Source organism: Caulobacter flavus (assembly GCF_003722335.1).
GTDB classification, from domain to species: Bacteria; Pseudomonadota; Alphaproteobacteria; order Caulobacterales; family Caulobacteraceae; genus Caulobacter; species Caulobacter flavus.
Map to the genome: position 1 here is coordinate 260755 of NZ_CP026100.1, position 23123 is coordinate 283877.

The window sequence follows — 23123 nt, forward strand, 5'->3', positions numbered from 1 at the left end:
GCAACCTCGCCGACCGGGGCGGATCACGCAACGCCTCGCCCCTCATCGGGCGAACCTGTGACGGCCGCTTGCGTTATCAGTCTGGCTGAAGGGAGACCCGACCATGTCCGCTCAATGGCGCATCGAGATCCGGCTTGGCGACGGCCACGCTCCGCTGCGCAGCGTGCTCGTCGAGGCCGACACCGAGGTCGAGGCCCTGCGGCAGGTGCTGGAAGAGGCCGAGCGCGACCACGTCGCGGCCGAGGAACTGCTGCTGGACGGCCAGGAGGAGGTGTTCTCGCGCACCGAAGTCCTCGACGGCCACGTGGAGCACCAGGCCCAGGCCTGACCGCCGCTCGCCCGCGAGCGGACCCCGTGCTAGGCCAGGGCGTCCGGAGACGCCCTTGGTCCAGTCGCGCATCCTCTTCGTCGTCAATGCCGGCCCCAGCGTCGGCGGCGGCCACTTCATGCGCGGCCTCAACCTGGCGCGGGCGCTCGAGGCCCGGGGCGCGGCCTGCGCCTTCGTCGGACCGGCCGCCGTCGCCGGCCTCGCCGCCACCTTCGCCTCGCCCGAACTGTGCGCCGGAACCTTCGCCGACGCCGACCTGATCGCGGGCGCCGCGGCCCTGGCGACCCACTACGACGCCCTCGTCTTCGACCACTACGGCCTGGACGCGAACGACCACCGCGCGATCGCCGACGGCCGCCCCACCCTGGTGGTCGACGACCTGGCCGACCGGCCGCTGGCCGCCGACCTGCTGCTGGACGCAGGCGTCATGCGCCGGGCCGCCGACTACGACGGCCTGGTTCCGCCGCGCGCCCAACTGCTGCTCGGCCCCAACCACGCGGCCCTGTCGCCCGCCTTCGCCGCCCTGCGCGACGAGACCCTGGCGCGCCGCGCGACCACCAGCCGGGTCGAGCGGGTGCTGGTCTCGCTTGGCCTGACCGACGTCGGCGGGATCACCGCTTTGAGCATCCGCGCGCTGCTGCCGGTGCTGGGCGAGCGCCGCCTCGACGTCGTGGTCGGCGGCCAGGCGCCCAGCCTGCCGGACCTTCGCGCCCTGGCCGCCGCCGATCAGCGCCTGACCCTGCACGTCGACAGCCGCGACATGCCCCGCCTGACGGCCCAGGCCGACCTCGCCGTCGGCGCGGCCGGCTCCAGCAGCTGGGAGCGCTGCGTGCTGGGTCTGCCGACCCTGTCGCTGGTGCTGGCCGACAACCAGCGCGAGGCGGCCCACGCGCTGTCGGACCTGGGCGCCCATCGGGCGCTGGCCAGCGCCGAGATCGACGCTCTCGGAAGCGCCTTCGCAGCCCTCGTCGGCGATCCGGACGCCTGGCGGGCCATGTCGGCCGCCGCCGCGACCGTGTGCGACGGGCTGGGCGCCCAGCGCACGGCCGATCGCTTCCTTGCCTTGGTTTCGCCCCGTTTGGGAAACACTCGAGCTACGCTCGCCTGACACTTACCCGCGCGTAAGCCAGTAAGCGTCAGGACGACCTCAACATGCCGAACGTCACCCTTCGGACCCTCGTGGCCGAGGACCAGGACCGGCTGCTGGCGTGGCGCAACTCCGACGCCGTCGCCCCCTACATGTACAGCGACCACCTGATCTCCGAGGGCGAGCACGCCGCCTGGTTCGCGCGCGTGGGATCCAATCCGGCCGTGCGCTACTGGATCATCGAGCTGGACGGCCACCCGGTGGGTCTGGCCAACCTCGCCGACATCGACCTTGGGAACCGCCGCTGCGCCTGGGCCTACTACCTGGCCGACCCGGCCGTGCGCGGCCTGGGCGTCGGCAGCTTCGTCGAATACTGGGTGATCGAGCACGTGTTCGGCGTGCTGGGGTTGGCCAAGCTCTGGTGCGAGGTCATCGAGAGCAACAAGGCCGTCTGGCGCCTGCACGAGGGCTTCGGCTTCACCCGCGAGGCCATCTTCCGCAACCACGTGGTCAAGGGCGGCGAGCCCGTGGACGTCATCGGCCTGGGCCTGCTGGCCAGCGAATGGCGCGGCGCCGCCCGCGAGGCCGCGCGCGATCGGCTGATCGCCAAGGGCTTCGACCTGTCGGACGTGCCGGCCGCCTAGATCCGGGGCCTATATCCGGGGCAGGTCGCCCAGGGCGCGCAGGTCGGGCCGGCCACGAACCAGCGCCCGGATGTCCTCGGGGCCGAAGTCGGGCTTGCCGGGATAGAGCGCCTCGTAGACCGCGCGGACGAACGCCAGGTCCGACGGCAGGTCGACGGTCCAGCGCACCTGGCTCTCGTCGACCGCCTGGGTCAGGCCGTCCAGGACGAAGCGCTCGGGGCGGCGATAGACGAACGGCGTGACGTGCTCGCGCTCGTAGGGGTCGGTCGCCTCCCGCGCCATCAGCCGCAACAGGCCCACGCTCAGGATCTCGGCGTCCAGCCCGATCGGATAGGTGCGATGCGGCAGGGTGGTGGCCGAGTAGTCGGCGCCGCTGGCCAGATGACGGGCGATCAGCGCCTCGATCAGCCGCGGATCGGCCAGTGGACAGTCGGCCGTCAGGCGCAGCATCTGGTCGTCTTCCTCCAGGCCCGCCACCGCGCCGGCGAACCGGCCCAGCACGTCGTCCAGCGAGCCGCGGAACACCTCGACGCCCGCCGCCTCCAGCGCCCGGGCCAGGGCATCGTCGCTCGCCTGATCCGAGGTCGCCGCGATCAGTCGCTCGATCGAGGCCGCCCTGCGCAGACGCTCGACCTGGCGCAGGATCATGGGCGCGCCGGCGACGTCGGCCAGCACCTTGCCCGGCAGGCGGGTCGAGCTCATCCGGGCCTGCAGCACGGCGACGATCATCGCATCCCCTCCAAGGACCGGCGCCCGCGACGCCTGGTTTGCCCCGAACCTCGACCGCGCCGGTTAAGGCGGCCTTTAACGCTCGCCACGCGCCGGTGGCGACCAAGTTTATTGACAGCGTTGTCAAACCATAGTGGTCTCCGTGCCCAACGACCGCGTGCGACGATCGAAGGGAGAATGACGCCATGGCCGACGGACCGCTGATCGACCGCCGCGCGCTGCTGGCCGCCGGGGCCGCGATGGGCCTGACGCCCGCCCTGCCCGCGCTCGCCGCCGACCAGGACGCCCGCGTCCGCGCCCTGCTCAGGCAGATGACCCTGGACGAGAAGATCGGCCAGACCCACCAGCCTGCCGGCGGTCGCCAGAAGGCGCTGAACTCCAAGATCGACGCGACCGCTCTGGAGCTGGTGCGCAAGGGCGGCGTCGGTTCGTACCTGCACGTGGCCGGCGCGGCCTTCCTGCGCGAGCTGCAGCGCACCGCCGTCGAGGAGTCGCGGCTGAAGATCCCGCTGCTGTTCGCCATCGACGTGGTGCACGGCTTCCGTACCCTCTACCCCGTGCCGCTGGCCATGGCCGCGACCTTCGATCCCGAGATCGTGCGGGCGACGGCCCGCATGGCCGCGGTCGAGACGGCCGTCAGCGGCCTGCACTGGACCTTCGCGCCGATGGTCGACATCGCCCGCGACCCGCGCTGGGGCCGCATCGTCGAGGGAGCCGGCGAGGATCCCTATCTCGGATCGGTCATGGCCGACGCCCAGGTGCGCGGCTTCCAGGGCGAGGGTCTCGCCGCCAAGGACTCGATCCTGGCCTGCGCCAAGCACTTCGGGGCCTATGGCGCGGCGGCCGGCGGGCGCGACTACGACAGCGCCGAGCTGTCGGACCGCACGCTGAACGAGGTCTACCTGCCGCCTTTCTACGCGGCGGCGAAGGCGGGCTCCAGTACGATGATGACCGCCTTCAACGACCTGAACGGCGCGCCCACCACCGCCAACGCCGCCCTGGTGCGCGGGGTGCTGAAGACCCGGTGGACCTGGCCGGGCCTGGTGGTCAGCGACTGGAACGCCATCCTCGAACTGATCAACCACGGCATCGCCGAGACCCCGGTCCAGGCCGCCGCCCTCGCCCTCAAGGCCGGGGTCGACATGGACATGGCCAGCGGCGTCTACGCCGCCCACCTGAAGACCGCGATCGCGGCCGATCCGTCGCTTCTGCCGCTGCTCGACCAGGCGGTGACCCGGATCCTGACCGCCAAGATGCGGCTGGGCCTGTTCGACGATCCCTACCGCTTCGGCGATCCCGAGCGCGAAAAGACGGTGTTCGTCGGCCCCGAGCACCGCGCCATCGCCCGCGAAGCGGCGCGCAAGGCCGTGGTGCTGCTGAAGAACGACGGCGGCCTGCTGCCGATCGCGCCGACCGCCAGGAAGATCGCCGTCATCGGCGCCCTGGCGACCGACAACCTCTCGCAGCTCGGTTCGTGGAAGGCGCGCGGCCAGGTCGCCGACGTCGCCCCGTTGCTGCCGGCGCTGAAGGCGACCGCTCCGGCCGGAACCGAGATCGTCCACGTGGCCGGCGCCTCGCCTCGCAGCGACGACGAGCGCGGCATCCCGGCCGCCGTCGAGGCCGCCAAGGGGGCCGACCTCGTCCTGCTGATGGTCGGCGAGGACTTCGACCACAGCGGCGAGTCGCGCAGCCGCTCGGATCTGTCCCTGCCCGGCGCCCAGGGCGCCCTGGCCCGCGCGGTGCTGGCGACCGGCAAGCCGGTGGTCGTGCTGCTGCCGTCCGGCCGGCCCCTGGTCGCGCCCGAGGTGCTTGAGAAGGCCCCGGCCGTGCTGGCGACATGGTTCCTCGGCGTCGAGGCCGGCCCGGCCCTGGCCGAGATCCTGTTCGGCAAGGCCGCGCCCGGCGGCCGCCTGCCCGTCGGCTTCCCGCGCGCCACTGGCCAGTCGCCGACCTACTACGCCCACGTCCCCACCGGTCGCCCGGCCGATCCGGACCTGGCCAAGGACACCGTCCGCTACCACGACGTCGACATCGGCCCGCTGTTCCCGTTCGGCCATGGCCTGAGCTACGCCGCCTTCGCCTATTCGGACCTGGCTCTCGACCGCGACAGCATCGCCCCGACCGGCGCGGTGAAGGTCTCGCTGACCGTGGCCAACACCGGTGCGGTCGAGGCCGACGAGGTGGTGCAGCTCTATGTCCGCGACCCGGTCGCCAGCGTCGCGCGGCCGGTCAAGGAACTGCGCGGTTTTGCCCGCCTGACCCTGAAACCCGGCGAGCGCAGGCGCGTGACCTTCACCCTCGCCGCCGCCCAGCTGGCGATCTGGAGCCCGGACGGCTGGCGGATCGAGGCCGGCAGGATCGAGGTGATGGTCGGCGCGTCCTCGGCCGACATCCGCCTGCGCGGCGCCTTCACGATCGCTTCGGCCGGCAAGGGCCGCGATCCGGCCACGGCCCTGCTGACGCCGGTCAGCGTGGCGTGAGCCAAGGCCAGGATCCGTCCTTTGTTTGCGGCCCCTTGTTCGTCATCCCGGCCCAAGGTCCGCGCAGCGGACCGTAGAGCCGGGACCCAGGGCTGCTGCAATGCGCCGGCTCCTGGGCCCCGGACAAGCGCTTTGCGCTTTCCGGGATGACGATCGGCAGAAGAGCGAATTTCTCGACGTCGATGCACCGCCAGATCTGATCAAGACCCTAGCCTTCCGCCGCCCACTCGGCCCGGCGCTTCAATTCCGCCGCGCTGGGGTCGGGCAGCAGGAACGAGCCGGTCGCCACCTCGCCCGCCCGGACGTAGCGGTTGGCCACTACGCCTGCGTCGGTGAGGATCGAGCCGGCCAGGGTCCAGGCGCCCGGCGCGCCGTCGGACGCGAACAGACGCTTGCCCGCGCCCAGCACCACCGGGAAGACCAGCAGGTTGATCTCGTCGACCAGGTCGGCGGCCAGCAGGGCGTGCAGCAGGTTGGTCGAGCCCTGGGTCAGCAGGTCGGGTCCGTCCTCGTCCTTCAACCGCCGCACGCCCTCGACGGCGTCGGGACCGACGACGCGGCTGTTCTCCCAGGTAAGCTGGCGCTCGGGATAGCGGGTGGCCACGTGCTTGGTCGCCGCGCCGAAGCTCTTGGCGATCGGGTCCTCCGGATCCTGGTAGGGCCAGTGGGCGGCGAAGATCTCGTAGGTCCTGCGGCCCAGCAGCAGGTCGAAGGGCTTTTCGAACTGGGCCATGATCGCCCCGCCGAGCACGGGGTCGGAATAGGGCACCAGCCAGCCGCCGAACCGAAAGCCGCCCGTCGGGTCCTCCTCCGGCCCGCCCGGCGCCTGCATCACCCCGTCCAGGCTGACAAACGCCCCGACGATCAGTCTTCTCATGGCCTTTCCTCCTCGCGGTTCCCCCCAAGGACGCCTAGCCTGGGTGCGATCCTACAGCGCCGCCCGCCGGCGATAGAGATAGTTCTCCGGCAGGCCCATGCGCCGCGTGGCCTCGACCGCCGGCGCGCCCTTGATCGGCACGCGGTCGGCGCTGGATCCGGCCATGCGCACCAGGCGCCGCTCGAGCCCGTTCAGCGACCAGGCCTCGCCCAGGCCCAGCCGCGCGCGCACCTCGACCGGCACGATGTCGACCGCCGCCCGCACCAGCGGCTTCTGGATCAGCCGCAGCGGTCCCGGCAGCAGCGGCGTGCGCGTCATGATGTCGAGGAACTCGAAGACGATCTCCGAGGGCTCCAGGTTGGGCAGCATCAGGGCCAGCTGGCGCTTCCAGGCCCCTTCGCTGGTCGGCGCGCCGGTCGCGCCATAGAGTCGGGCGCCGGGCGCGGCCTCGGCGAAAGCAGCGTCGCGCTCGACCTGGCTCAGCGTGCAGGCGTAGGCATGATAGGCCTCGATGAAGCCGAAGCTGGCGGTGGCCTGCACCCAGTCCAGCAGCGCCGGATCGTTGGCCTGGTAGGCCACTCCGGCCGGTGTCTCGCCGGTGACGTGGCCATGCATGCGCACCACCCCGGCGATCATCTTCTCGGCCGTCTCGCGCGGGCCGTAGACGGTGACCATCGCCGCCAGGCCGGTGCGCTTGAGGCGCTTCAGCGGCTGCGCCTTGAAGCTGGAATGGTCCCAGACGCCAGAGCGCACGCGCGGCTCGGCCAGTTCCAGGATCACCGCCGTGATCCCGCCGACGAACAGCGACACGGGGTTCTTGAACACACGCCACGACACCGAGTCCGGGCCGATCAGGGCCGGCGCCCCCGGCGGAGCGGAAAAGTCGATCGCCGGTCCCCCGTCGGGCGTCAGCAGTCGCGCCGCGGCGCGGGAGAGCGGATCGGCCATCAGTTCACCCGTCGTTCGCGGCCCGCCCAGTAGGGTTCGCGCAGCTGGCGGCGCAGGATCTTGCCTGAGGCGTTGCGCGGCAGGGCCTCGACGAAATCCACGCTCTTGGGGGCCTTGAAGTGCGCGATCCGCGTGCGGGCGAAGGCGATGATGTCTTCCGGATCGGGCGTGACGCCGGGCTTGGGCGCGACCACCGCCTTGACCGCCTCGCCCCACTTGTCGTCGGGCACGCCGATCACCGCCACCTCGGCCACGTGCGGATGGCCGTAGACGGCGCTCTCCACCTCGGCCGGATAGATGTTCTCGCCGCCGGAGACGATCATGTCCTTCACCCGGTCGTGGATGAACAGATAGCCGTCCTCGTCCAGATAGCCGGCGTCGCCGGTGCGCAGCCAGCCGTCGGCGTCGATGGTCGCGGCGGTGGCCGCGTCCAGCTTCCAGTATCCGGCCATGTTCGACGAACTGCGCACGGCGATCTCTCCGACGGTGTTCGCGGGAAGAACGCCGCCGGCCTCGTCGAGGATGCGCAGTTCGACGCCCGGCATCGGCAGGCCGGCCGAGCGCATGCGCTTGTTGCCCGCCGGATCGTGGTCTTCCGGCGGCAGGTAGACCACCGTGCCGGTGGTCTCGGTCATGCCGTACTGCTGGACGAAGCCGCAGCCGAACACCTCGATGCTCTCGCGCAGCAGGTCCAGCGGGATCGGCGCCGCGCCATAGAGGATGTAGCTCAGCCGCGAATAGTCGATCTGGCGGGCCCGGGCTGGCGCACGACGATCTGCAGCGCCGCGGGCACCAGGAACATCTTTGACACCCGGTCGTGCTCGATGAAATCCAGCACCTTGGTCGGGTCGAACTCGCGCGCCACCACGCCCTTGGCCCCGTTGAACAGGCCCACGAGGCCCCAGCCGGTGCCGCCGATGTGGGCCACGGGCATGGCCACCAGGCTGACGTCGTCGGGGCCCCAGACGTTCCAGTCCATCGGGGCGCGCTCGGCGGCGGCCTTGCGCATGGCCAAGAGGTTGTCGTGAGTCAGCATCGCGCCCTTGGGCTTGCCGGTCGTGCCCGAGGTGTAGAGCTGCAGCACCACGTCGGACGACTTCAGCGGCGTCTCCGGATCGGCGTCGCTCTGCGCGTCGCGCCAGGCCGGAAACAGCGGCAGGTCGGCCGGACCGCCCGGCTCCATGGCCACGACCGGCGGGATCGGCGGCTGCAGCAGTCTGGCCACCTCGCCGACGTGATCGACCAGCTCGGGGCCGACGAACACCATCCTGGCCTCGGTGTCGCCGACGATGTAGGCGATCTCGGCCGGGGCCAGGCGCCAGCCGACCGGGGCCATCACCACGCCGGCCTTGGCCGCGCCCAGCAGCAGCTCGAAATAGTGGTCGCTGTTCTTGCCGACATAGGCGATGCGGTCGCCCGGCTTCAGCCCCTGCGCGATCAAGGCCCGCGCCACCTGGTTGGTGTGTCGGTCGAGGTCGGAGAACCGGGTCTCGCGCCCCTCGAACGAGAAGGCCACGGCGTCGGGCCGCTCCTGCGCGTGATAACGGGCGACGTCGCCCAGCGTGGGCATGCGGGCGAAGTCGACGGCGGCCTGGGTCATCAACCGTAATCTCCCTGCGGGCCGTCTGGCGCGGCCGCTCGGATAACATGGTTTTCGCCGTGACCCGGGGTAAGTCAACGGTAGCGGGAAACCCGCGTTTGGTCGCGCCGCCGACCGGCCCTAAGCTGGCGACTCGAACGCCCCGAGGAACCCTCTGTCCATGACCAGCTTCCTCCTGCGCCGCGAACAGCGCGGCCTGCTGATCTCGGTGATCCTCGGGCTGGTGGTCGCCCCGCTGCTGCTGTTTCTCGTCACCTTCGAGCTGCAGCGGGAGTTCGTCCGCGGCAAGACGCTGCGCGCGGCGGTCAATCAGTCCTACGAGCAGCGCATGCAGTTGCAGACAGTGTTCTCGCTGCTGCAGGACGCCGAGACCGGCCAGCGCGGCTTCGTCATCACCGGCCAGCAGCGGTTCCTGGAACCCTACGACGCCGCGCTTCGCCGCCTGCCCAGCCAGCTGGCCTCGCTGCGCGCACTGCGCCAGCAGGACGGCGACGTCGTCGCCGGCGACGACCCGGTCTTCGACCGCCTGGTCGCTCTGACCGAGCGCAAGCAGACGACCATGGCGGAAGGCATCCGGCTGCGCCGCGAGGACGGCGAGGACGCCGCCCGCGCCCTCGTTTCCAGCGGCGAGGGCAAGGTGATCATGGACGAGATCCGCATCGTGGTCGCCGAACTCCAGGCCGCCGACAAGGCCGCGCTGGACCGCAGGGTGGCCGCCAACGACGCCATGACCCAGCGCACCGAGCGCCTGACCCAGACCCTGTTCGTGGTGCTGGTGGTGTTCCTGCTGGCAGCCTTCCTGATGCTGTCGCGTCAGATCCGCGCCCGCCAGCAGCTGTTCGTCGTCGCCCAGGCGACGGCCGGGCGCCTCGACGCCATCCTCGACAACGCCCAGGACGCCATCGTCACCCTCAATCCCAGCGGCACCATCGAGACGGTCAACAAGGCGGCCGAGGAGATGTTCGGCCTGCAGCGCGAGGCCCTGCTGCGCAAGGCCCTGGCCCAGTTCGTCGACCTGCCCGACCGGGGCGAGCTGTTCATCCGCCAGCTGTCGGGCGCGGACGACCTCTCCAAGGGCGTGCTGCGCGAGCTGACCGGCCGCCGCACCGACGGCTCGACCTTCCCCATCGAGGCCTCGATCGGCCTGGTGCGCCTGCCCGAGGGCGAGCGCATCACCGCCTCGATCCGCGACATCTCCGAGCGCCGCCGGGTCGAGAAGCTGAAGGCCGAGTTCGTCTCCACCGTCAGCCACGAACTGCGCACGCCGCTGACCTCGATCGCCGGGTCGCTGGGCCTGCTGGTCGGCGGCGCGGCCGGGGCCCTGCCCGAGCGCGCCGCGCGCCTGCTGGGCATCGCCCATTCCAACTGCCAGCGCCTGGTGCGGCTGATCAACGACATCCTCGACATCGAGAAGATCGAGTCCGGCCAGATGGAGTTCGACCTGCGGCCGCTGGACCTGGGCGAGCTGGCCCGGCGGGCGGTGGACGGCATGGGCGGCCTGGGCGGGCAGATGCAGGTCGCCTTCGAGCTCGACGTCGCGCCCGGCCTGCCGCTGGTGCGCGGCGACGCCGACCGCCTGGCCCAGGTGGCCGCCAACCTGCTGTCCAACGCCGCCAAGTTCTCGCCGGCCGACGGCGTGGTCGAGGTCAAGGTCTCCGCCCCGCGTCCCGACGTGCTGCGCTTCTGCGTCCGCGACCATGGCCCCGGCGTGCCCGAAAACTTCCGCGACCGGATCTTCTCCAAGTTCGCCCAGGCCGACGCCTCCGACACCCGCGCCAAGGGCGGCACGGGCCTGGGCCTGGCCATCTCGCGCGAGATCGTCCAGCGCCACGGCGGACGGCTGTGGTTCGAGTCCGAGCCCGGCCAGGGCGCGACCTTCATGTTCGAGCTGGCGACCATCGAGACCCGCCCCCGCGTGATCGACACCAGCGAGGGCGCGGCCCGCGTGCTGCTGTGCGAGGACGATCCCGACATCGCCGAGGTCCTGTCCCAGGCCCTACGCGAGGCCGGGGTGCGGGTGCATACGGTCGGCGACGTCGCCTCGGCCAGCGCGGTGATCGAGATCGGCGGCTTCGACGCCTTCGTCACCGACGTGCGCCTGCCCGACGGCAGCGGCCTGGACCTGCTGCGCCGCCTGCGCGCCGACGCCGCCACCCGCGACATCCCCGCCCTGGTGATCTCGGCCGAGGCCGCCGAGGGCCGGGGCGAGGCGCTGGACGTCGTCGACTGGCTGCAGAAGCCCATCGACCTGGACCGCCTGCGCACCGCCGTGCATCGCGCCGTCAACGGCCACGCCGACAGCCGCCGCATCGAGGTGCTGCACGTCGAGGACGACCTCGACGTCCACGCCGTGGTCCGCGACGCCCTGCAGGAACGCTGCGCCATCCGCCACGCCGATAGCGTGCGCGCCGGCCGCGCGGCCCTGGCCGAGGCGCGGCCCGACGTCGTGATCCTCGACCTGGGCCTGGGCGACGGCAACGGCGTCGAGCTGCTGGGCGACCTGCACGCGGGCGGCGAGGAGCCCGTGCCGGTGATCGTCTTCTCGGCCCAGCCGCTGGAGGACAAGGCGCTGGCCGCCTCCGTCGACGCGGTGCTGACCAAGTCCAAGACCACGCTGGACCAGCTGGCCCGAACTGTGCGCAAGCTCGCCGCCGACGCCGATTCCAAGAGACGCAGATGACCGACCTGAAGCTCCTGTACGTCGACGACGAGGCCGACATCCGCGAGGTGGCGACCTTCTCGCTGGAGCTGGATCCCGGCATCGAAGTGCGCTCGGCCGGCGGCGGCGCGGAAGCCTTCGCCATGCTCGACGGCGACGCCTGGCGCCCTGACGTGGTGCTGCTGGACGTGATGATGCCCGACATGGACGGCCCCGCCGTGCTGGCCAGGCTTCGCGAAAGAGGCGACGTCGACGGCGCGCCGGTGATCTTCATCACCGCCCGCGCCCAGGCCGAGGAGCGCGCCCGCCTGCTGGGCTTCGGCGCGGCCGACGTCATCACCAAGCCGTTCGACCCGATGACCCTGGCCCAGGACGTGCGCGCGATCCTGGCCCGATGACCACCGCCGATCCCCTCGCCCCGCTGCGGGCCAAGTTCCTGGTCCGCGTCGCCGACGACCTGGCCAAGCTCCGCGCGGCCGAGACCTCGACCAAGGACAAGCACTACATCGTCCACCGCCTGGCCGGCGCGGCGGGGGTCTTCGGCTACAGGGCGATCACCGACCTGGCCCGCGACCTCGACGACCTGCTGATCGACCAGGGCGAAGCCCCGCCCGAGGCCTTCGCCGAACTGATCGCGGCGCTGGAGACGCTGGCGGCCTGAACCGCGTGACGTCATCGCGTGGACGAAGCTCTACCTCTGCTATAGCGAGGCCTCTCCCCGCAGACTCGTCGGCTCAAGTCCATGTCTTCCCAGAACACAGCGGCCACCGCGCCGGACCCCTTCTTCGAGGTCATTCCCGGCCACGAATGGAACGCCTGCATCGGCATACAGAGCAGCGACGAAGATTATGTCGACGGCTACATGCAGGCCGCGCTCGAACTCGCCGCGGCGGTCATCGACAAGCGACAGTACGCCAAGCGCGACACGCTGGCCATGCCGATTCTCTACAATGCGCGCCACGCCGTCGAGCTCTCGCTCAAGTACGTGATCGACCGCCTTGTAGAGGCCGGCGTTCTCGGGCAGGCCCACGCCAAGAACCACGACATCCGGTCCCACTGGGCGTTCATCGACGATGCGAACGTAGGCGACACCGCGTTTCGCGCCCACGTTCAGGCCCTGAAGATCTTCGTCGACAGCCTTCACGCCGTCGACGAGGACGGCCAGCAACTGCGCTACGCACACACGCAGGACGGCCAGAAGAGCCTGGAAACCAAGGCCCTCTGCAATCTGGAATGGATCCGGGGAAGCCTGCTGGACCTGGATCGATCCCTGACCGCGATCCGCCATTGCAGCCATCGGCTTGTGGACGAGCGGCGCACTGGAACCTTCACCACCGAACTGTCGCGCACCGATCTCTTCGCGCTCGCCGCCATGCTGCCGCCGTTCGACGCTTGGACGAGAGAGGCGATCACGAAGGCCAAGGACGCGGCTCGCAGCCGGTTCGGCCTCAGCAGCAACCAGCTCACCCGAGCGATCAACGTCGTGAAGGCGCACCGGCAAATGGCCGGCTCGCTTGGCAAGGAATTCGATCTCGCCCATCTCGGGGACGCGGACATACATCTGATCGTGACGGAGTGGATCAAGGCCCATCGCCCCGCCAAACCGCCGGCCGACGACCTGGGCTCGGACGTCTTCCAAATGGACCCTATCGATCTGGAGGCCATCTGGCGGCTTTCGGAGGCGGCCGACGCGGTGGTCCTCGCGGCGCTCTCGACGGAGAAGATCGCCGACCTGCAGACCGTCTACTACATCGGATCCCGTTCGCTGTTCGCCGAGGACTACGACGCACACCTGGCACGGGCTCTGAGCGCTCCGGTCGGGTCCACCCCTGCGGAAGCGGTGCACCACATAATGACCAAGAGCAACCTGCCGCCGGCTCTGGCGAATAGTCTGGAAATCCTGGGGCGGCCGCGCCAGGCGAACGAGATACGACGGATGCTGTCCGCGAACTTCGCGGGCTAGAACTGTTCACCCCGCCTCGCCGCCGCTCGCCCCAGACCGCTGTCGCCGCCGCGTCCGTCCGTCCACCACGGCGGTCATGGAAACGCTCTTCGCCCCCACCCTCTGCCTGCATATCGCCTGTGGCCTCGCCGCCGTCGCGGCCGGCCTGGCGCCCATCCTCAGCCGCAAGGGCTCGCGCCTGCACCGGCTGTCGGGACGTCTGTTCGTCGGCCTGATGGGCGTGATGCTGGCGGCGGCCTGGGTGATGACGGCGCTGCACTTCAACGCCTACTTCACCGCCCTGTCGGCGACGGCCAGCCTTGGCCTGTTCTCGGGCGTGCGGGTGCTGCGCCGCAAGCGCCCCGACCTGGATCCGGGCCAGCGGGCCAGGCCGCTGGACTGGGCCGTCACCCTCGCCGTCGTCGCCATCGGCGCCTGGGTGCTGGTCCTGCTCCTGAGCGGCGACAGCGATGCGCCGCGCGCGCCGGCCATCGCCCTGGTCTGGGGCGCGTTCCTGGTCGGCGGCTGGGATCTCTGGCGGTTCTCGCGGCCCGCCGACTGGCCGTTCACGCCCGACCTCTGGACCTACGAGCATCTGATGAAGATGCTGGGGGCCTACGGCGCGGTGCTCAGCGCCTTCTCGGGCAACTTCCTCACTGCCCTGCCCGCCCCATGGAGCCAGCTCTGGCCGACCTTCCTTTTCCAACCGATGGCCATGATCTGGATCGCCGTGCTGGTCCTCCGACGCCGGCGGCGCGCCTGGTCGCCCGCCTGAAGGCCGCGCCGACCAGCGCCTGGGTCTGGGCCTTCACCGCCTACAGCTGGACGGTCACCAGCGTCAGCGCCGCCTGGTTCGCCCGCCGGCTGGCGGCGGGGCGCGGCCAGACCCTCTCGGTGGCCGCGTCCCTGCTGTGGCAAGGCGCGATCTACGCCGCGTGGCTGCCGGCGGCGGGAGTGGTCTGGCTGCTGCTGCGTCGGTTCGGGGCCGGCGGGCGCGGGATCGCCGCCAGCTTCGCGGCCGGCGTCGCCGTCGTGCCGCTGGAGGCCCTCGCCGCCAGCCTGATCGACCGGGCCTTCATCGGCGACGGCGGCGACCTGGCCGCGCGCGTGCTGGACCGCACGCCGGTCTGCCTGCTGCTCTACTCGGCCGTCGTCGCGGTCGGCCTCGCCGCGGCCCACCACCGCCGCGCCCGCGAGGCCCGCGACCGCAACGCCCTGCTGGAAGCCGCCCTCGCCGAGGCCCGCGCGGTGGCCCCCGCGCCCCAGGGCGAGCGGCTGATGGTGATGTCGGGCGCGCGCCGCATCCCGGTCGAGCTGTCGGCGGTCGAATGGTTCGGCGCGGCCGACAACTACGTCGTCGTCCACTGGGCAGGGCGCGAGGGCCTGCTGCGCGCCACGCTGCAGAGCCTGGAAGCGCGGCTCGACCCCCGCCTCTTCGCTCGCGCCCATCGCTCCAGTCTGGTCAACCTGGCCCACGTGCGCGAGGCCCGGCCGCTGTCGGACGGCTCCTGGCGGCTGGCCATGGCCGGCGGCGACGAGGTGGTGACCAGCCGGACGTACCGCGACGCGCTGCTGGAGCGGCTGGGCGGACAGGCCGGCTGACATAGCCCTCCTCCTGTTCCCGTCATTCCCACCCAAGGGCGGGAATGACGGGAGATGGGATGGGCTGACGCCGCCCCTACTGCCCCGGACAGGTCACGTGGGCGTCGGTCGGCTCCAGGCGGATCTCGCGGAAGGCCAGCTTGAAGCCGGCCTGGGCCGACAGCACCACCGGCGAGGAGATGCGGCTCATGTCGGCGCCGGCGGCCTTCAGGCACGACAGCTTGATCTGGGTCTTGCGCCACTCGCCCACGGGCGCGTCGGCGAAGATCTTCGTCACGTCCACGCCCCCGGCGCAGCCCTCGCCGCACGAGACCGAGAAGCCCACCGGCCCGGTCGCCTTCTCGTCGACGCGGTAGGTGAAGGCGATCGACAGGTCGCCGGTGGTCTGGCGGGTCAGGTCGGCGGGCGGACCATTGACGAGCAGCGCGCCGGGGCCGGTCCAGGTCGCCAGGCGGGCGTCCTCCTGGGCGGCGGCGTCGATGGCGGTCAGCTTCACCCCGCCAGCGGTCGACAGCAGCCACGGCGCCGGCGTGCGACCGGCCACGAAGTACTTGTCGACATTGACGCCGGCGCCGGACACGCCCGACACCTCGCCCAGCTTCGCCACCTTGCCGGGCTTGGCGTAGGACAGGCCGTAGCCGTAGGCGAACTGCGGGTCATAGCCCTTGTCGCCATGGTTCAGCGGGCCCTGGTCGGCGCGCCTGGGCCAGCTGAACGACAGCTTGCCGGTGAAGTCGCGCTTGGCTTTCCCGTCCTTGCCGGCCACCAGCACGTCGGCGATCCCGCCGCCTTCCGAACCCGGCAGCCAGGCGGCGACGAAGGCGTCCGAGGCGTTGATCTCGGGGTTCACCCATAGCGGACGCCCCGACAGGAACACCGCCACCACCGGCACGCCTTGAGCCTTGAGCTTCTTGAGCAGGGCCAGGTCGGTCTTGTCTCCAGGCTGGTATTCCAGGTGCTGCAGGTCGCCCTGGAACTCGGCGTAGGGCGTCTCGCCGAACACCACCACCGCCACGTCGGGCTTGTCGGTGAAGGCGCCGTCCTTCGAGAGGATCGCCTTGCCGCCCGAGGCCTCGACCGCGTCCTTCAGGCCGCTCCAGATCGACTGGGCGCCGGGGAAGTCGGCGTTGGTGTTGCCCGTGCCCTGCCAAGACAGGGTCCAGCCGCCGGCCGCCTTGCCGATGTCGTCGGCGTCGCCGGCCACCAGCACCTTCGCCCCGGCCTTGATCGGCAGCACGCCGTCGTTCTTGATCAGCACCAGAGACTTGGCCACCGCCTCGCGGGCCAGGGCGCGATGGTCGGGGGCGCCGACGCGCTCGTAGCGGCCCTGCACCGGCGGGGCGACGCGCTCGAACAGGCCCGACTTGACCTTGACCCGCAGGATGCGGCGCACGGCGTCGTCCAGGCGCGCCATGGGGATCTCGCCGCTCTCGACCTGCTTGAGCGTGTTGTCGAACAGGCCCTGCCAGCTGTCGGGGGCCATATACATGTCGAGGCCGGCGTTCAGGGCCTGCGGGCACGAGACGTTCGAGCAGCCGTCGACCTGGCCGTGGGCGTTCCAGTCGCCGACCACGAAGCCGGAAAAGCCCATGCGGTCCTTCAGCACGTCGTTCAGCAGGGTCTTGTTGCCGGTGTGCTTGACGCCGTTCCAGCTGGAGAACGAGGCCATCACCGTCAGGATCCCCGCCTCGATGCTGGGCGGATAGCCTTGGGCGTGCAGGCGGACCAGATCGGCCTCGCTGTCGGCCGCGTCGCCCTGGTCCTTGCCGTTCAGCGTGCCGCCGTCGGCCAGGAAGTGCTTGGCGCTGCCGGCGATGCGGCCGGCCTCCAGCGTCTTGCCGGCGACCAGCTTGCCCTGCAGGCCCAGCGTCATGCGGCCGGCGTAGCTTCTGACGATCTCGGGATCCTCGCCATAGCCCTCATACGAGCGGCCCCAGCGGTCGTCGCGCGGCACGGCCACGGTCGGGCCGAAGGTCCAGTCGCCGCCGGCCACGGCCACTTCTTCGGCGGTGGCCTTGCCGATGCGCTCGATCAGGTCGGGATCGCGGGCCGCGCCCAGGCCGACATTGTGCGGAAAGAGCGTGGCGCCCACCACGTTGTTATGGCCGTGCACGGCGTCGATGCCGAACATCAGCGGGATCGGCACGTGGCCGTCGCGGGTCTCCAGCGACACGGCGCGGAACAGGTCGACGAACTCCGCCCACTCTTTCGGGCCGGCCTTGTCGTTGCCGTTCGGGCCCGAGCTGCCCCCAGCCAGGATCGAGCCCAGCGGATATTCGCGCAGTTGCTCGGGACGGATCGAACCGATGTCGGCCTGGATCGTCTGGCCGACCTTCTCGCGCACCGACATCTTGGCGATCAGCGCGGTGATCTTCGCTTCGGTCGCCGCGTCGGTCAGGGCCGCCGGGCTCTTGACCGCCGGCCAGGCGGCGACGTTCGCCGCGGCCTTGCCCGCCGGCGTCAGAACCTGCGCGCCCGCGACGCTCGTCAGGCTGGTGGCGGCCAGCAGGGCCAGGGCGGAAAGACGGAACGGCGTCACGGGCGACCTCGATCGAAAAAGGGGCGCGACGGCCAAGGGGAAAGAGGCCGCCGCGCCCGAACACGCCACGGGAGCAGCGTAGGGCTTCGAGGCGGCGGCTGGCCGACGGAGCGCGCGGGGCTCCCGGGCCATGCCCTTCAGGCATGGATCTGGCCTCCCGCTCGCGGGGTCGTCTGCTCGCGACCGCCTCACACCGATACGAGACAACGTTGTCTTACTTGCTGTCAACACGCTTATATTTGTCCACTTGAGGACAAATCGGCCGCAAGCCTTTTCTCTACAAGCGATTTTGCCGAAATTTAGAAAACGCGAAATCTTTGACAACGATGTCTTACTTGATGTGTCGACAGCGTTTACTGAGGCCGCCTCGAAGGAACCGGCTCGACTCGGCCGCCATGGCCGCGCTATCGCTAACACCGTGCCGAAAGCTGGCGACGGGAGCCCGATGCGCAACGTCACCATCGTCCATGTCGCCGAAAAGGCCCGGGTCTCGGTCAAGACCGTGTCGCGCGTGGTCAACAACGAGCCGACGGTCACGCCGCAGCTGCGCGAGCGGGTGCAGGCGGCCATCGACCAGCTGGGCTACGCCCCCAACATCGCCGCCCGCCGGCTGGGTGGCTCGCGCTCGTTCCTGATCGTCGCCTTCAACGACCGCAAGCTGACCCTGGAGAACTGGCGCAGCGACCGGGGCAACAACTGGATCGACCGCATGCAGTACGGGGCCATGCTCCGCTGCGACGTCCACGGCTATCACCTGCTGTGCGAGCTGATCGACCTGGAGAGCGACCAGCTGCCCCGGCGCGTGCAGCACGTACTGTCGTCCCTTCGCCCCGACGGCGTGATCCTGACCCCGCCCAACTGCGAGGACCCGGCGGTGCTGGCCGCGCTGAAGAAGGCCCAGATCCCGTTCGTGCGCCTGGGCTCGGCCCAGGCCGGCCCCGGCGCCCGGGTGCGGATGGACGACCAGGCCGCCGCCCTGCGCCTGGCCGAGCACCTGGTCGGGCTGGGCCACCGCCGCATCGGCTTCGTCACCGGCAGCGCCCGCTTCCTGGCCAGCCGCGCCCGCGAGGACGGCTATCGCCAGGCCCTGGCCGCCGCCGGCCTGGCCGTCGACGAGACCCTGCTGGTTCCCGGCGACTTCACCTTCGAGGGCGGCGAGGTCGCGGCCGAGGCCCTGCTGTCGCGCGCCGATCGCCCCACCGCCATCCTGGCCGGCAACGACGAGACGGCCCTGGCCGTGCTGCACGTGGCCCGCCGGCTGGGCATCGCCGTGCCCGGCGAACTGTCGCTGGCCACCTTCGACGACACGCCCAGCGTCCGCCTGTCGCTGCCGCCGCTGACCACCGTGCGCCAGCCGGTGGCCGAAATGGCCGCCCAGGCTGTCGACCTGCTGGTGGCCGCGGCCGCCAAGGACGGCAAGCTGTCGCGCGCCGACCACCTGCTGCCGTTCGAACTGGCGCTGCGCGCCTCGACCGCGCCGCCGCCATAAAGAAGCCTTGCACCCCCGCGACGGGATGTCGCGGGGAGCTTGACCAGCCCACCGGCGCGCCCTTTCCTCTTGCGACTTCGAATTTGGAGCCGGCAGCGTTTGGCCAGAGACATGACCCAGGTCGACGCCGCCTCAGCCGCCGCGGGACCGCCCACCGTCCGAAGGCGGCTGCTGGTCATGGCGCTGTGCCTGGTCGCCCCGGCCATCGTCTTCATGGCCCTGCTGGCCCGCGCCGAGTACGGCCAGAGCCAGGGTCGCTACGAACAGCAGCTGATCGCCACCACCCGGGCCCTGGGCCTAGCCGTCGACCGCCAGCTGGCCCTGGGCCAGAGCACCCTGCAGGCCCTGGCCGTCTCGCCCGCCCTGGCCGCCGGCGACCTCGACAGCTTCGAGCGCCAGGCCCGCGCCGCCGTGCGCACCAAGGACGCCTGGATCGTACTGATCTCGCCCCGGGGCCAGGTGATCAACACCCGCCTGCCGCCCGGCCAGGCGCCGCCGCGCACCGCCGGCCTGCCGCCGGAGCGCTGGGCGGCCGTCCGTTCGGGCCGCACCACGGTGTCGAACCTCACCCAGGGCAAGGTCGCGGGCCAGCCGATCGTGGCCATCGACATGCCGGTGATCGTCGACGGCCAGCTCTACGACCTGGCCTACATCCAGACGCCCGCCGCCTTCGCCCCGCTGTTCGCCGCCCAAGGCGTGCCGCAGAGCTGGACCGCCAGCATCGTCGACCGCAACGCCCGCCTGGTGGCCCGCTCGCGCGATCAGGAGAAGATGCTGGGCCGCTCGGCCAGCAAGCCGATGCTCGAGGCGATGTCGAAGGACAACGACGGCGTTCTGGAGACCTATACGCTGGACGGCACCCCCACCCTGTCGGCGTTCAGCCGCTCGCCGACCTACGGCTGGAGCTTCATCGTCGGCGTGCCGCGCACCGAGCTCGAGCGCGCCAACCTCTCGTCCCTGGCCCTGCTGGTGGTGGCGGGCCTGGCGCTGCTGGCCATCGGCGCCGGCGCGGCCCTACTGTTCTCGCGCGGCATCTCCGGCGAGGTCCGCGCGCTGGTGGCCGACGCCCGGATCATGGCCTCGGGCGGCGAGATGCCGGCCCAGACCACCGGCGGCCTGCGCGAGATCGGCGAGGTGCGCGAGGCCCTTCACGCCGCCTCCAGCCAGCTGCGCGCCCGCGAGGCCGAGGAAAAGCGCGCGCAAGGCCGCCAGCAGCTGATGATCAACGAGCTGAACCACCGGGTGAAGAACACCCTGGCCACGGTCCAGTCACTGGCCCTGCAGAGCCTGGGCAAGGGCGAGCCGGCGCCCGGTTTCGACGCCTTCAACGAGCGGCTCTACGCCCTGGCCCGCGCCCACGACCTCCTGACCCGCACCGTGTGGGAGAGCGCCGACCTGGCCGACCTGCTGCGCCAGACCCTGGAGCCCTACGGCGACCGCGCCCGCATCGAGGGCCCCTCGGCCGCCCTGCCGCCCAGCGCCGCCCTGGCCATGTCGATGGTGTTCCACGAGCTGGCCACCAACGCCTCCAAGTACGGCGGCCTGTCCACGCCCGCCGGCCGGGTCGAGGTCACCTGGCGGCGCGATCCGCTCGACCCGCAGCGCCTGGCCCTGCGCTGGGTCGAGAGCGGCGGCCCCAAGCTGAAGGGTCCGCCCAGCCGCAAGGGCTTCGGCTCGCGCCTGATCGCAGCCAGCCTGAAGAACGAACTGAAGGGCGAGGCCCAGTTCGACTACCTGCCCACGGGCCTGGTCTGCACGCTGACGGTCCGCCCGGCCGGCGCCCAAGCTTTGGGCGAAGACGCCCCCGCCGCCGACGCCTGAACGGGCAGCCGCGCGCGCCCGCGCCAGGGGCCGGCCCGGCGCTTGACCGCCGTTCGCCGGCTCCTCGTGATGGTCGATCCGCTCAGCACCCATCCTGGGGCGCCGTCGGATCGATCGTATTGCCTCGCCGCGTAGATTGATCTTCCATGACGCCCAGGGATGCGGCCGCCAGAGCCGCGCCCGAGGGAAGAGAGCGTCATGATTGCTGCCGATGACTCCGTCATGCTGCCGGCGCGGCCCGAGCCGATCCCGCTGGCGCCCGAGCGCACGGCCGTCATCGTCATCGACATGCAGAACGCCTACGCCTCGCCCGGCGGCTATCTGGATCTGGCAGGCTTCGACATCAGCGGCGCGGCCGCCTGCATCCAGCAGATCAAGGGCGTGCTCGAGACCGCCCGCGCGGCCGGCATGCAGGTGATCTACTTCCAGAACGGCTGGGACGACCAATACGTGGAGGCTGGCGGCCCCGGCTCGCCCAACTGGTGGAAGTCCAACGCCCTGAAGACCATGCGCGCCCGGCCCGAGCTGGAGGGCAAGCTGCTGGCCCGCGGCCAGTGGGACTACGAGCTGGTCGACGAGTTGAAACCCGAGCCCGGCGACATCCAGCTGCACAAGACCCGCTATTCCGGCTTCTTCAACAGCCAGCTCGACAGCGTGCTGCGCAGCCGGAACATCAAGAACCTGGTCTTCGTCGGCATCGCCACCAACGTCTGCGTGGAGTCGACCCTGCGCGACGGCTTCTTCCTCGAATATTTCGGGACCGTCCTGGAGGACGCCACGCACCAGGCCGGCCCGGACTTCGTCCAGAAGGCCGCGCTCTACAACATCGAGACCTTCTTCGGCTGGGTGTCGACCGTGGCCGACTTCAAGGGGGCGTTCGGACAGCTGGCGCCGAAGTGAACCGCAGTGCGTCCTTCGAGGCGCGCGCGGCGCGCACCTCAGGATGAGGACATCACTGCATGGAATTCCTCATCCTGAGGCGTCCGCGCAGCGGACCTCGAAGGACGCACCACCTTTCCGCAGAAGGAAGAATACGATGCCCAAGACCGTCATCACCCCGCCCGGCACGGGCACGCCGATCGCGCCGTTCTCGCCGGGGACCCTGGCCGATGGCGTGGTCTACGTCTCGGGCACCCTGGCCTTCGACAAGGACAACAACGTCGCCCATGTGGGCGACGCCGAGGGCCAGACGCGGCAGGTGCTGGAGACCATCAAGTCGGTGATCGAGACGGCCGGCGGCACGATGGACGACGTGACCATGAACCACATCTTCCTGACCGACTGGGCCAACTACCAGACCATCAACAAGGTCTATGCCGAGTACTTCCCGGGCGACAAGCCGGCCCGCTACTGCATCCAGTGCGGCCTGGTGAAGCCCGACTTCCTGGTCGAGATCGCCACCGTCGCCCACATCGGCAAGAAGTGACGCACGCCGTGACCTCCGGAACCGTCGACGGCATCCACTACGAACTCCACGGCGGTCCCATCGCGGGCCGCGAGGTCGTGCTGATGTCGTCGGGCCTGGGCGGTTCCGGATCCTTCTGGGGCCCGCAGATGGCGGCCCTGACCGCCCGCTGGCCGGTCGTGCTGTACGACCATCGCGGCACGGGGCGAAGCGTGCGCGAACTGCCGACCGACAAGCCCTACGCCGTCGCCGACATGGCCGACGACATGGTCAAGGTCATGGACGCCCTGGGGATCGCCAAGGCCCACGTCGTCGGCCACGCGGCCGGCGGCAACGCCGGCCTGGCCCTGGCGCTGGCCCACCCGGATCGCCTCGGCAAGCTGGCGGTCGTCAACGGCTGGTCGCGGCCCGATCCGCACATCAGGCGCTGCTTCGACACCCGCCTGCACCTGCTGAACGACAGCGGCCCAGCGGCCTACGTCCACGCCCAGGCCCTGTTCCTCTATCCGGCGACCTGGATTTCCGAGCACAGCGACCGCCTGGCCGCCGAGGAGCCGCACCACGTGGCCGGCTTTCCGCCCAAGACGGTGATGCTGGCCCGCATCGGCGCCCTGCTGGCCTTCGACGTCGACGAGCAACTGCCGCGGATCACCCACACGGTGCTGGTCAGCGCCACCGCCGACGACATGCTGGTTCCCGTCACCTGCGCCCATCGCCTGGCCCAGCGCCTGCCGAACGCAGTGCTCGACGTGCTGCCCTGGGGCGGCCACGCCTCGAGCGTGACCGATCCGGAGGGTTTCAACGCCTCGCTTGTGGCTTTCCTGGAGGGGGATGGATGAGCGGGATCATCGCAACAGATCCTCCCCCTCTGGGGGAGGCGGCCCGAAGGGCCGGAGGGGGCCAGCGCCAGACCCTCTCAATCGCTCCGCGACAGCTCCCCCCAGAGGGGGAGCATCTTCCCGGCGACGCCGGA

The 23123-nt window shown here is 71.0% G+C and carries 19 protein-coding genes and 1 pseudogene; 15 read left to right on the plus strand and 5 right to left on the minus strand.

Going from position 1 to position 23123, the window contains the following annotated elements; translation table 11 throughout:
• Window positions 1-103 precede the first annotated feature (103 nt).
• The 3 genes from C1707_RS01320 (at window position 104) to pseH (ending at window position 2059) form a co-directional block, all read left to right on the plus strand.
• A complete protein-coding gene (locus tag C1707_RS01320; RefSeq protein ID WP_101712862.1) occupies window positions 104-328 on the plus strand; it encodes a hypothetical protein in 225 nt (74 codons plus the stop codon).
• A gap of 118 nt (window positions 329-446) precedes the next feature.
• On the plus strand, window positions 447-1436 hold the full coding sequence (gene pseG / locus C1707_RS01325) for a UDP-2,4-diacetamido-2,4,6-trideoxy-beta-L-altropyranose hydrolase (RefSeq protein WP_420808271.1): 990 nt from the start codon (window positions 447-449) through the stop codon (window positions 1434-1436).
• A gap of 44 nt (window positions 1437-1480) precedes the next feature.
• The gene (gene pseH / locus C1707_RS01330) at window positions 1481-2059 is read left to right on the plus strand and encodes a UDP-4-amino-4,6-dideoxy-N-acetyl-beta-L-altrosamine N-acetyltransferase (protein WP_101712864.1); all 579 of its coding nucleotides are present in this window, start codon (window positions 1481-1483) and stop codon (window positions 2057-2059) included.
• Between the two features lie 9 nt (window positions 2060-2068).
• Here the strand turns inward: pseH and C1707_RS01335 are convergent, their stop codons facing one another.
• Complete coding sequence (locus tag C1707_RS01335; protein ID WP_101712865.1) at window positions 2069-2788, minus strand: cytidylyltransferase domain-containing protein; 720 nt, start codon at window positions 2786-2788, stop codon at window positions 2069-2071.
• 185 nt (window positions 2789-2973) lie between these two features.
• On the opposite strand from C1707_RS01335, the gene C1707_RS01340 reads away from it, so the two are divergent.
• Entirely contained in the window at window positions 2974-5268 is a 2295-nt protein-coding gene (locus tag C1707_RS01340; RefSeq protein WP_180896920.1) for a glycoside hydrolase family 3 N-terminal domain-containing protein, read from the plus strand.
• Between the two features lie 208 nt (window positions 5269-5476).
• Here the strand turns inward: C1707_RS01340 and C1707_RS01345 are convergent, their stop codons facing one another.
• The 3 genes and pseudogenes from C1707_RS01345 to C1707_RS01355 all read right to left on the minus strand — a co-directional run bounded on the left by C1707_RS01345 (window position 5477) and on the right by C1707_RS01355 (window position 8693).
• Window positions 5477-6145 carry a dihydrofolate reductase family protein gene (locus tag C1707_RS01345; RefSeq protein WP_101712866.1) on the minus strand — a complete coding sequence of 223 codons (669 nt, stop codon included), beginning with the start codon at window positions 6143-6145 and terminating at the stop codon, window positions 5477-5479.
• Between the two features lie 51 nt (window positions 6146-6196).
• Complete coding sequence (locus tag C1707_RS01350; protein WP_101712867.1) at window positions 6197-7093, minus strand: oxygenase MpaB family protein; 897 nt, start codon at window positions 7091-7093, stop codon at window positions 6197-6199.
• Window positions 7093-8693, minus strand: a pseudogene (locus C1707_RS01355) (fatty acid--CoA ligase). The gene C1707_RS01350 and the pseudogene C1707_RS01355 overlap by 1 nt, the downstream one beginning before the upstream one ends.
• Before the next feature lie 160 nt (window positions 8694-8853).
• Between C1707_RS01355 and C1707_RS01360 the strand changes: the two are divergent.
• The 6 genes from C1707_RS01360 (at window position 8854) to C1707_RS01385 (ending at window position 14896) form a co-directional block, all read left to right on the plus strand.
• On the plus strand, window positions 8854-11373 hold the full coding sequence (locus C1707_RS01360; protein WP_101712868.1) for an ATP-binding protein: 2520 nt from the start codon (window positions 8854-8856) through the stop codon (window positions 11371-11373).
• Window positions 11370-11750, plus strand: coding sequence for a response regulator (locus C1707_RS01365; RefSeq protein WP_058347799.1), 381 nt, complete (start codon window positions 11370-11372; stop codon window positions 11748-11750). Before C1707_RS01360 ends, C1707_RS01365 begins: the two co-directional genes overlap by 4 nt.
• Complete coding sequence (locus C1707_RS01370) at window positions 11747-12013, plus strand: Hpt domain-containing protein (protein WP_101712869.1); 267 nt, start codon at window positions 11747-11749, stop codon at window positions 12011-12013. Before C1707_RS01365 ends, C1707_RS01370 begins: the two co-directional genes overlap by 4 nt.
• Window positions 12014-12094: 81 nt before the next feature.
• On the plus strand, window positions 12095-13315 hold the full coding sequence (locus C1707_RS01375) for a hypothetical protein (protein WP_101712870.1): 1221 nt from the start codon (window positions 12095-12097) through the stop codon (window positions 13313-13315).
• Between the two features lie 76 nt (window positions 13316-13391).
• Window positions 13392-14069, plus strand: coding sequence for a DUF2306 domain-containing protein (locus C1707_RS01380; protein WP_101712871.1), 678 nt, complete (start codon window positions 13392-13394; stop codon window positions 14067-14069).
• Entirely contained in the window at window positions 13967-14896 is a 930-nt protein-coding gene (locus tag C1707_RS01385; protein ID WP_240633841.1) for a LytTR family DNA-binding domain-containing protein, read from the plus strand. Before C1707_RS01380 ends, C1707_RS01385 begins: the two co-directional genes overlap by 103 nt.
• A gap of 76 nt (window positions 14897-14972) precedes the next feature.
• Here C1707_RS01385 and C1707_RS01390 read toward each other — a convergent pair whose 3' ends face one another.
• Entirely contained in the window at window positions 14973-17435 is a 2463-nt protein-coding gene (locus C1707_RS01390) for a glycoside hydrolase family 3 protein (RefSeq protein WP_420808217.1), read from the minus strand.
• Between the two features lie 445 nt (window positions 17436-17880).
• Between C1707_RS01390 and C1707_RS01395 the strand changes: the two genes are divergently transcribed.
• The 5 genes from C1707_RS01395 (at window position 17881) to rutD (ending at window position 22989) form a co-directional block, all read left to right on the plus strand.
• Window positions 17881-18924 carry a LacI family DNA-binding transcriptional regulator gene (locus C1707_RS01395; RefSeq protein WP_101712873.1) on the plus strand — a complete coding sequence of 348 codons (1044 nt, stop codon included), beginning with the start codon at window positions 17881-17883 and terminating at the stop codon, window positions 18922-18924.
• 111 nt (window positions 18925-19035) lie between these two features.
• A complete protein-coding gene (locus tag C1707_RS01400) occupies window positions 19036-20745 on the plus strand; it encodes a sensor histidine kinase (RefSeq protein ID WP_240633842.1) in 1710 nt (569 codons plus the stop codon).
• Window positions 20746-20943: 198 nt separating this feature from the next.
• Window positions 20944-21645 carry a pyrimidine utilization protein B gene (gene rutB, locus C1707_RS01405; protein WP_164467242.1) on the plus strand — a complete coding sequence of 234 codons (702 nt, stop codon included), beginning with the start codon at window positions 20944-20946 and terminating at the stop codon, window positions 21643-21645.
• Window positions 21646-21781: 136 nt separating this feature from the next.
• A complete protein-coding gene (gene rutC / locus C1707_RS01410; RefSeq protein ID WP_101712875.1) occupies window positions 21782-22171 on the plus strand; it encodes a pyrimidine utilization protein C in 390 nt (129 codons plus the stop codon).
• Window positions 22172-22179: 8 nt separating this feature from the next.
• Window positions 22180-22989 (plus strand): pyrimidine utilization protein D, encoded by an 810-nt coding sequence (gene rutD / locus C1707_RS01415; RefSeq protein ID WP_101712905.1) that lies wholly within the window; start codon window positions 22180-22182, stop codon window positions 22987-22989.
• The last annotated feature ends 134 nt before the right edge of the window (window positions 22990-23123 follow it).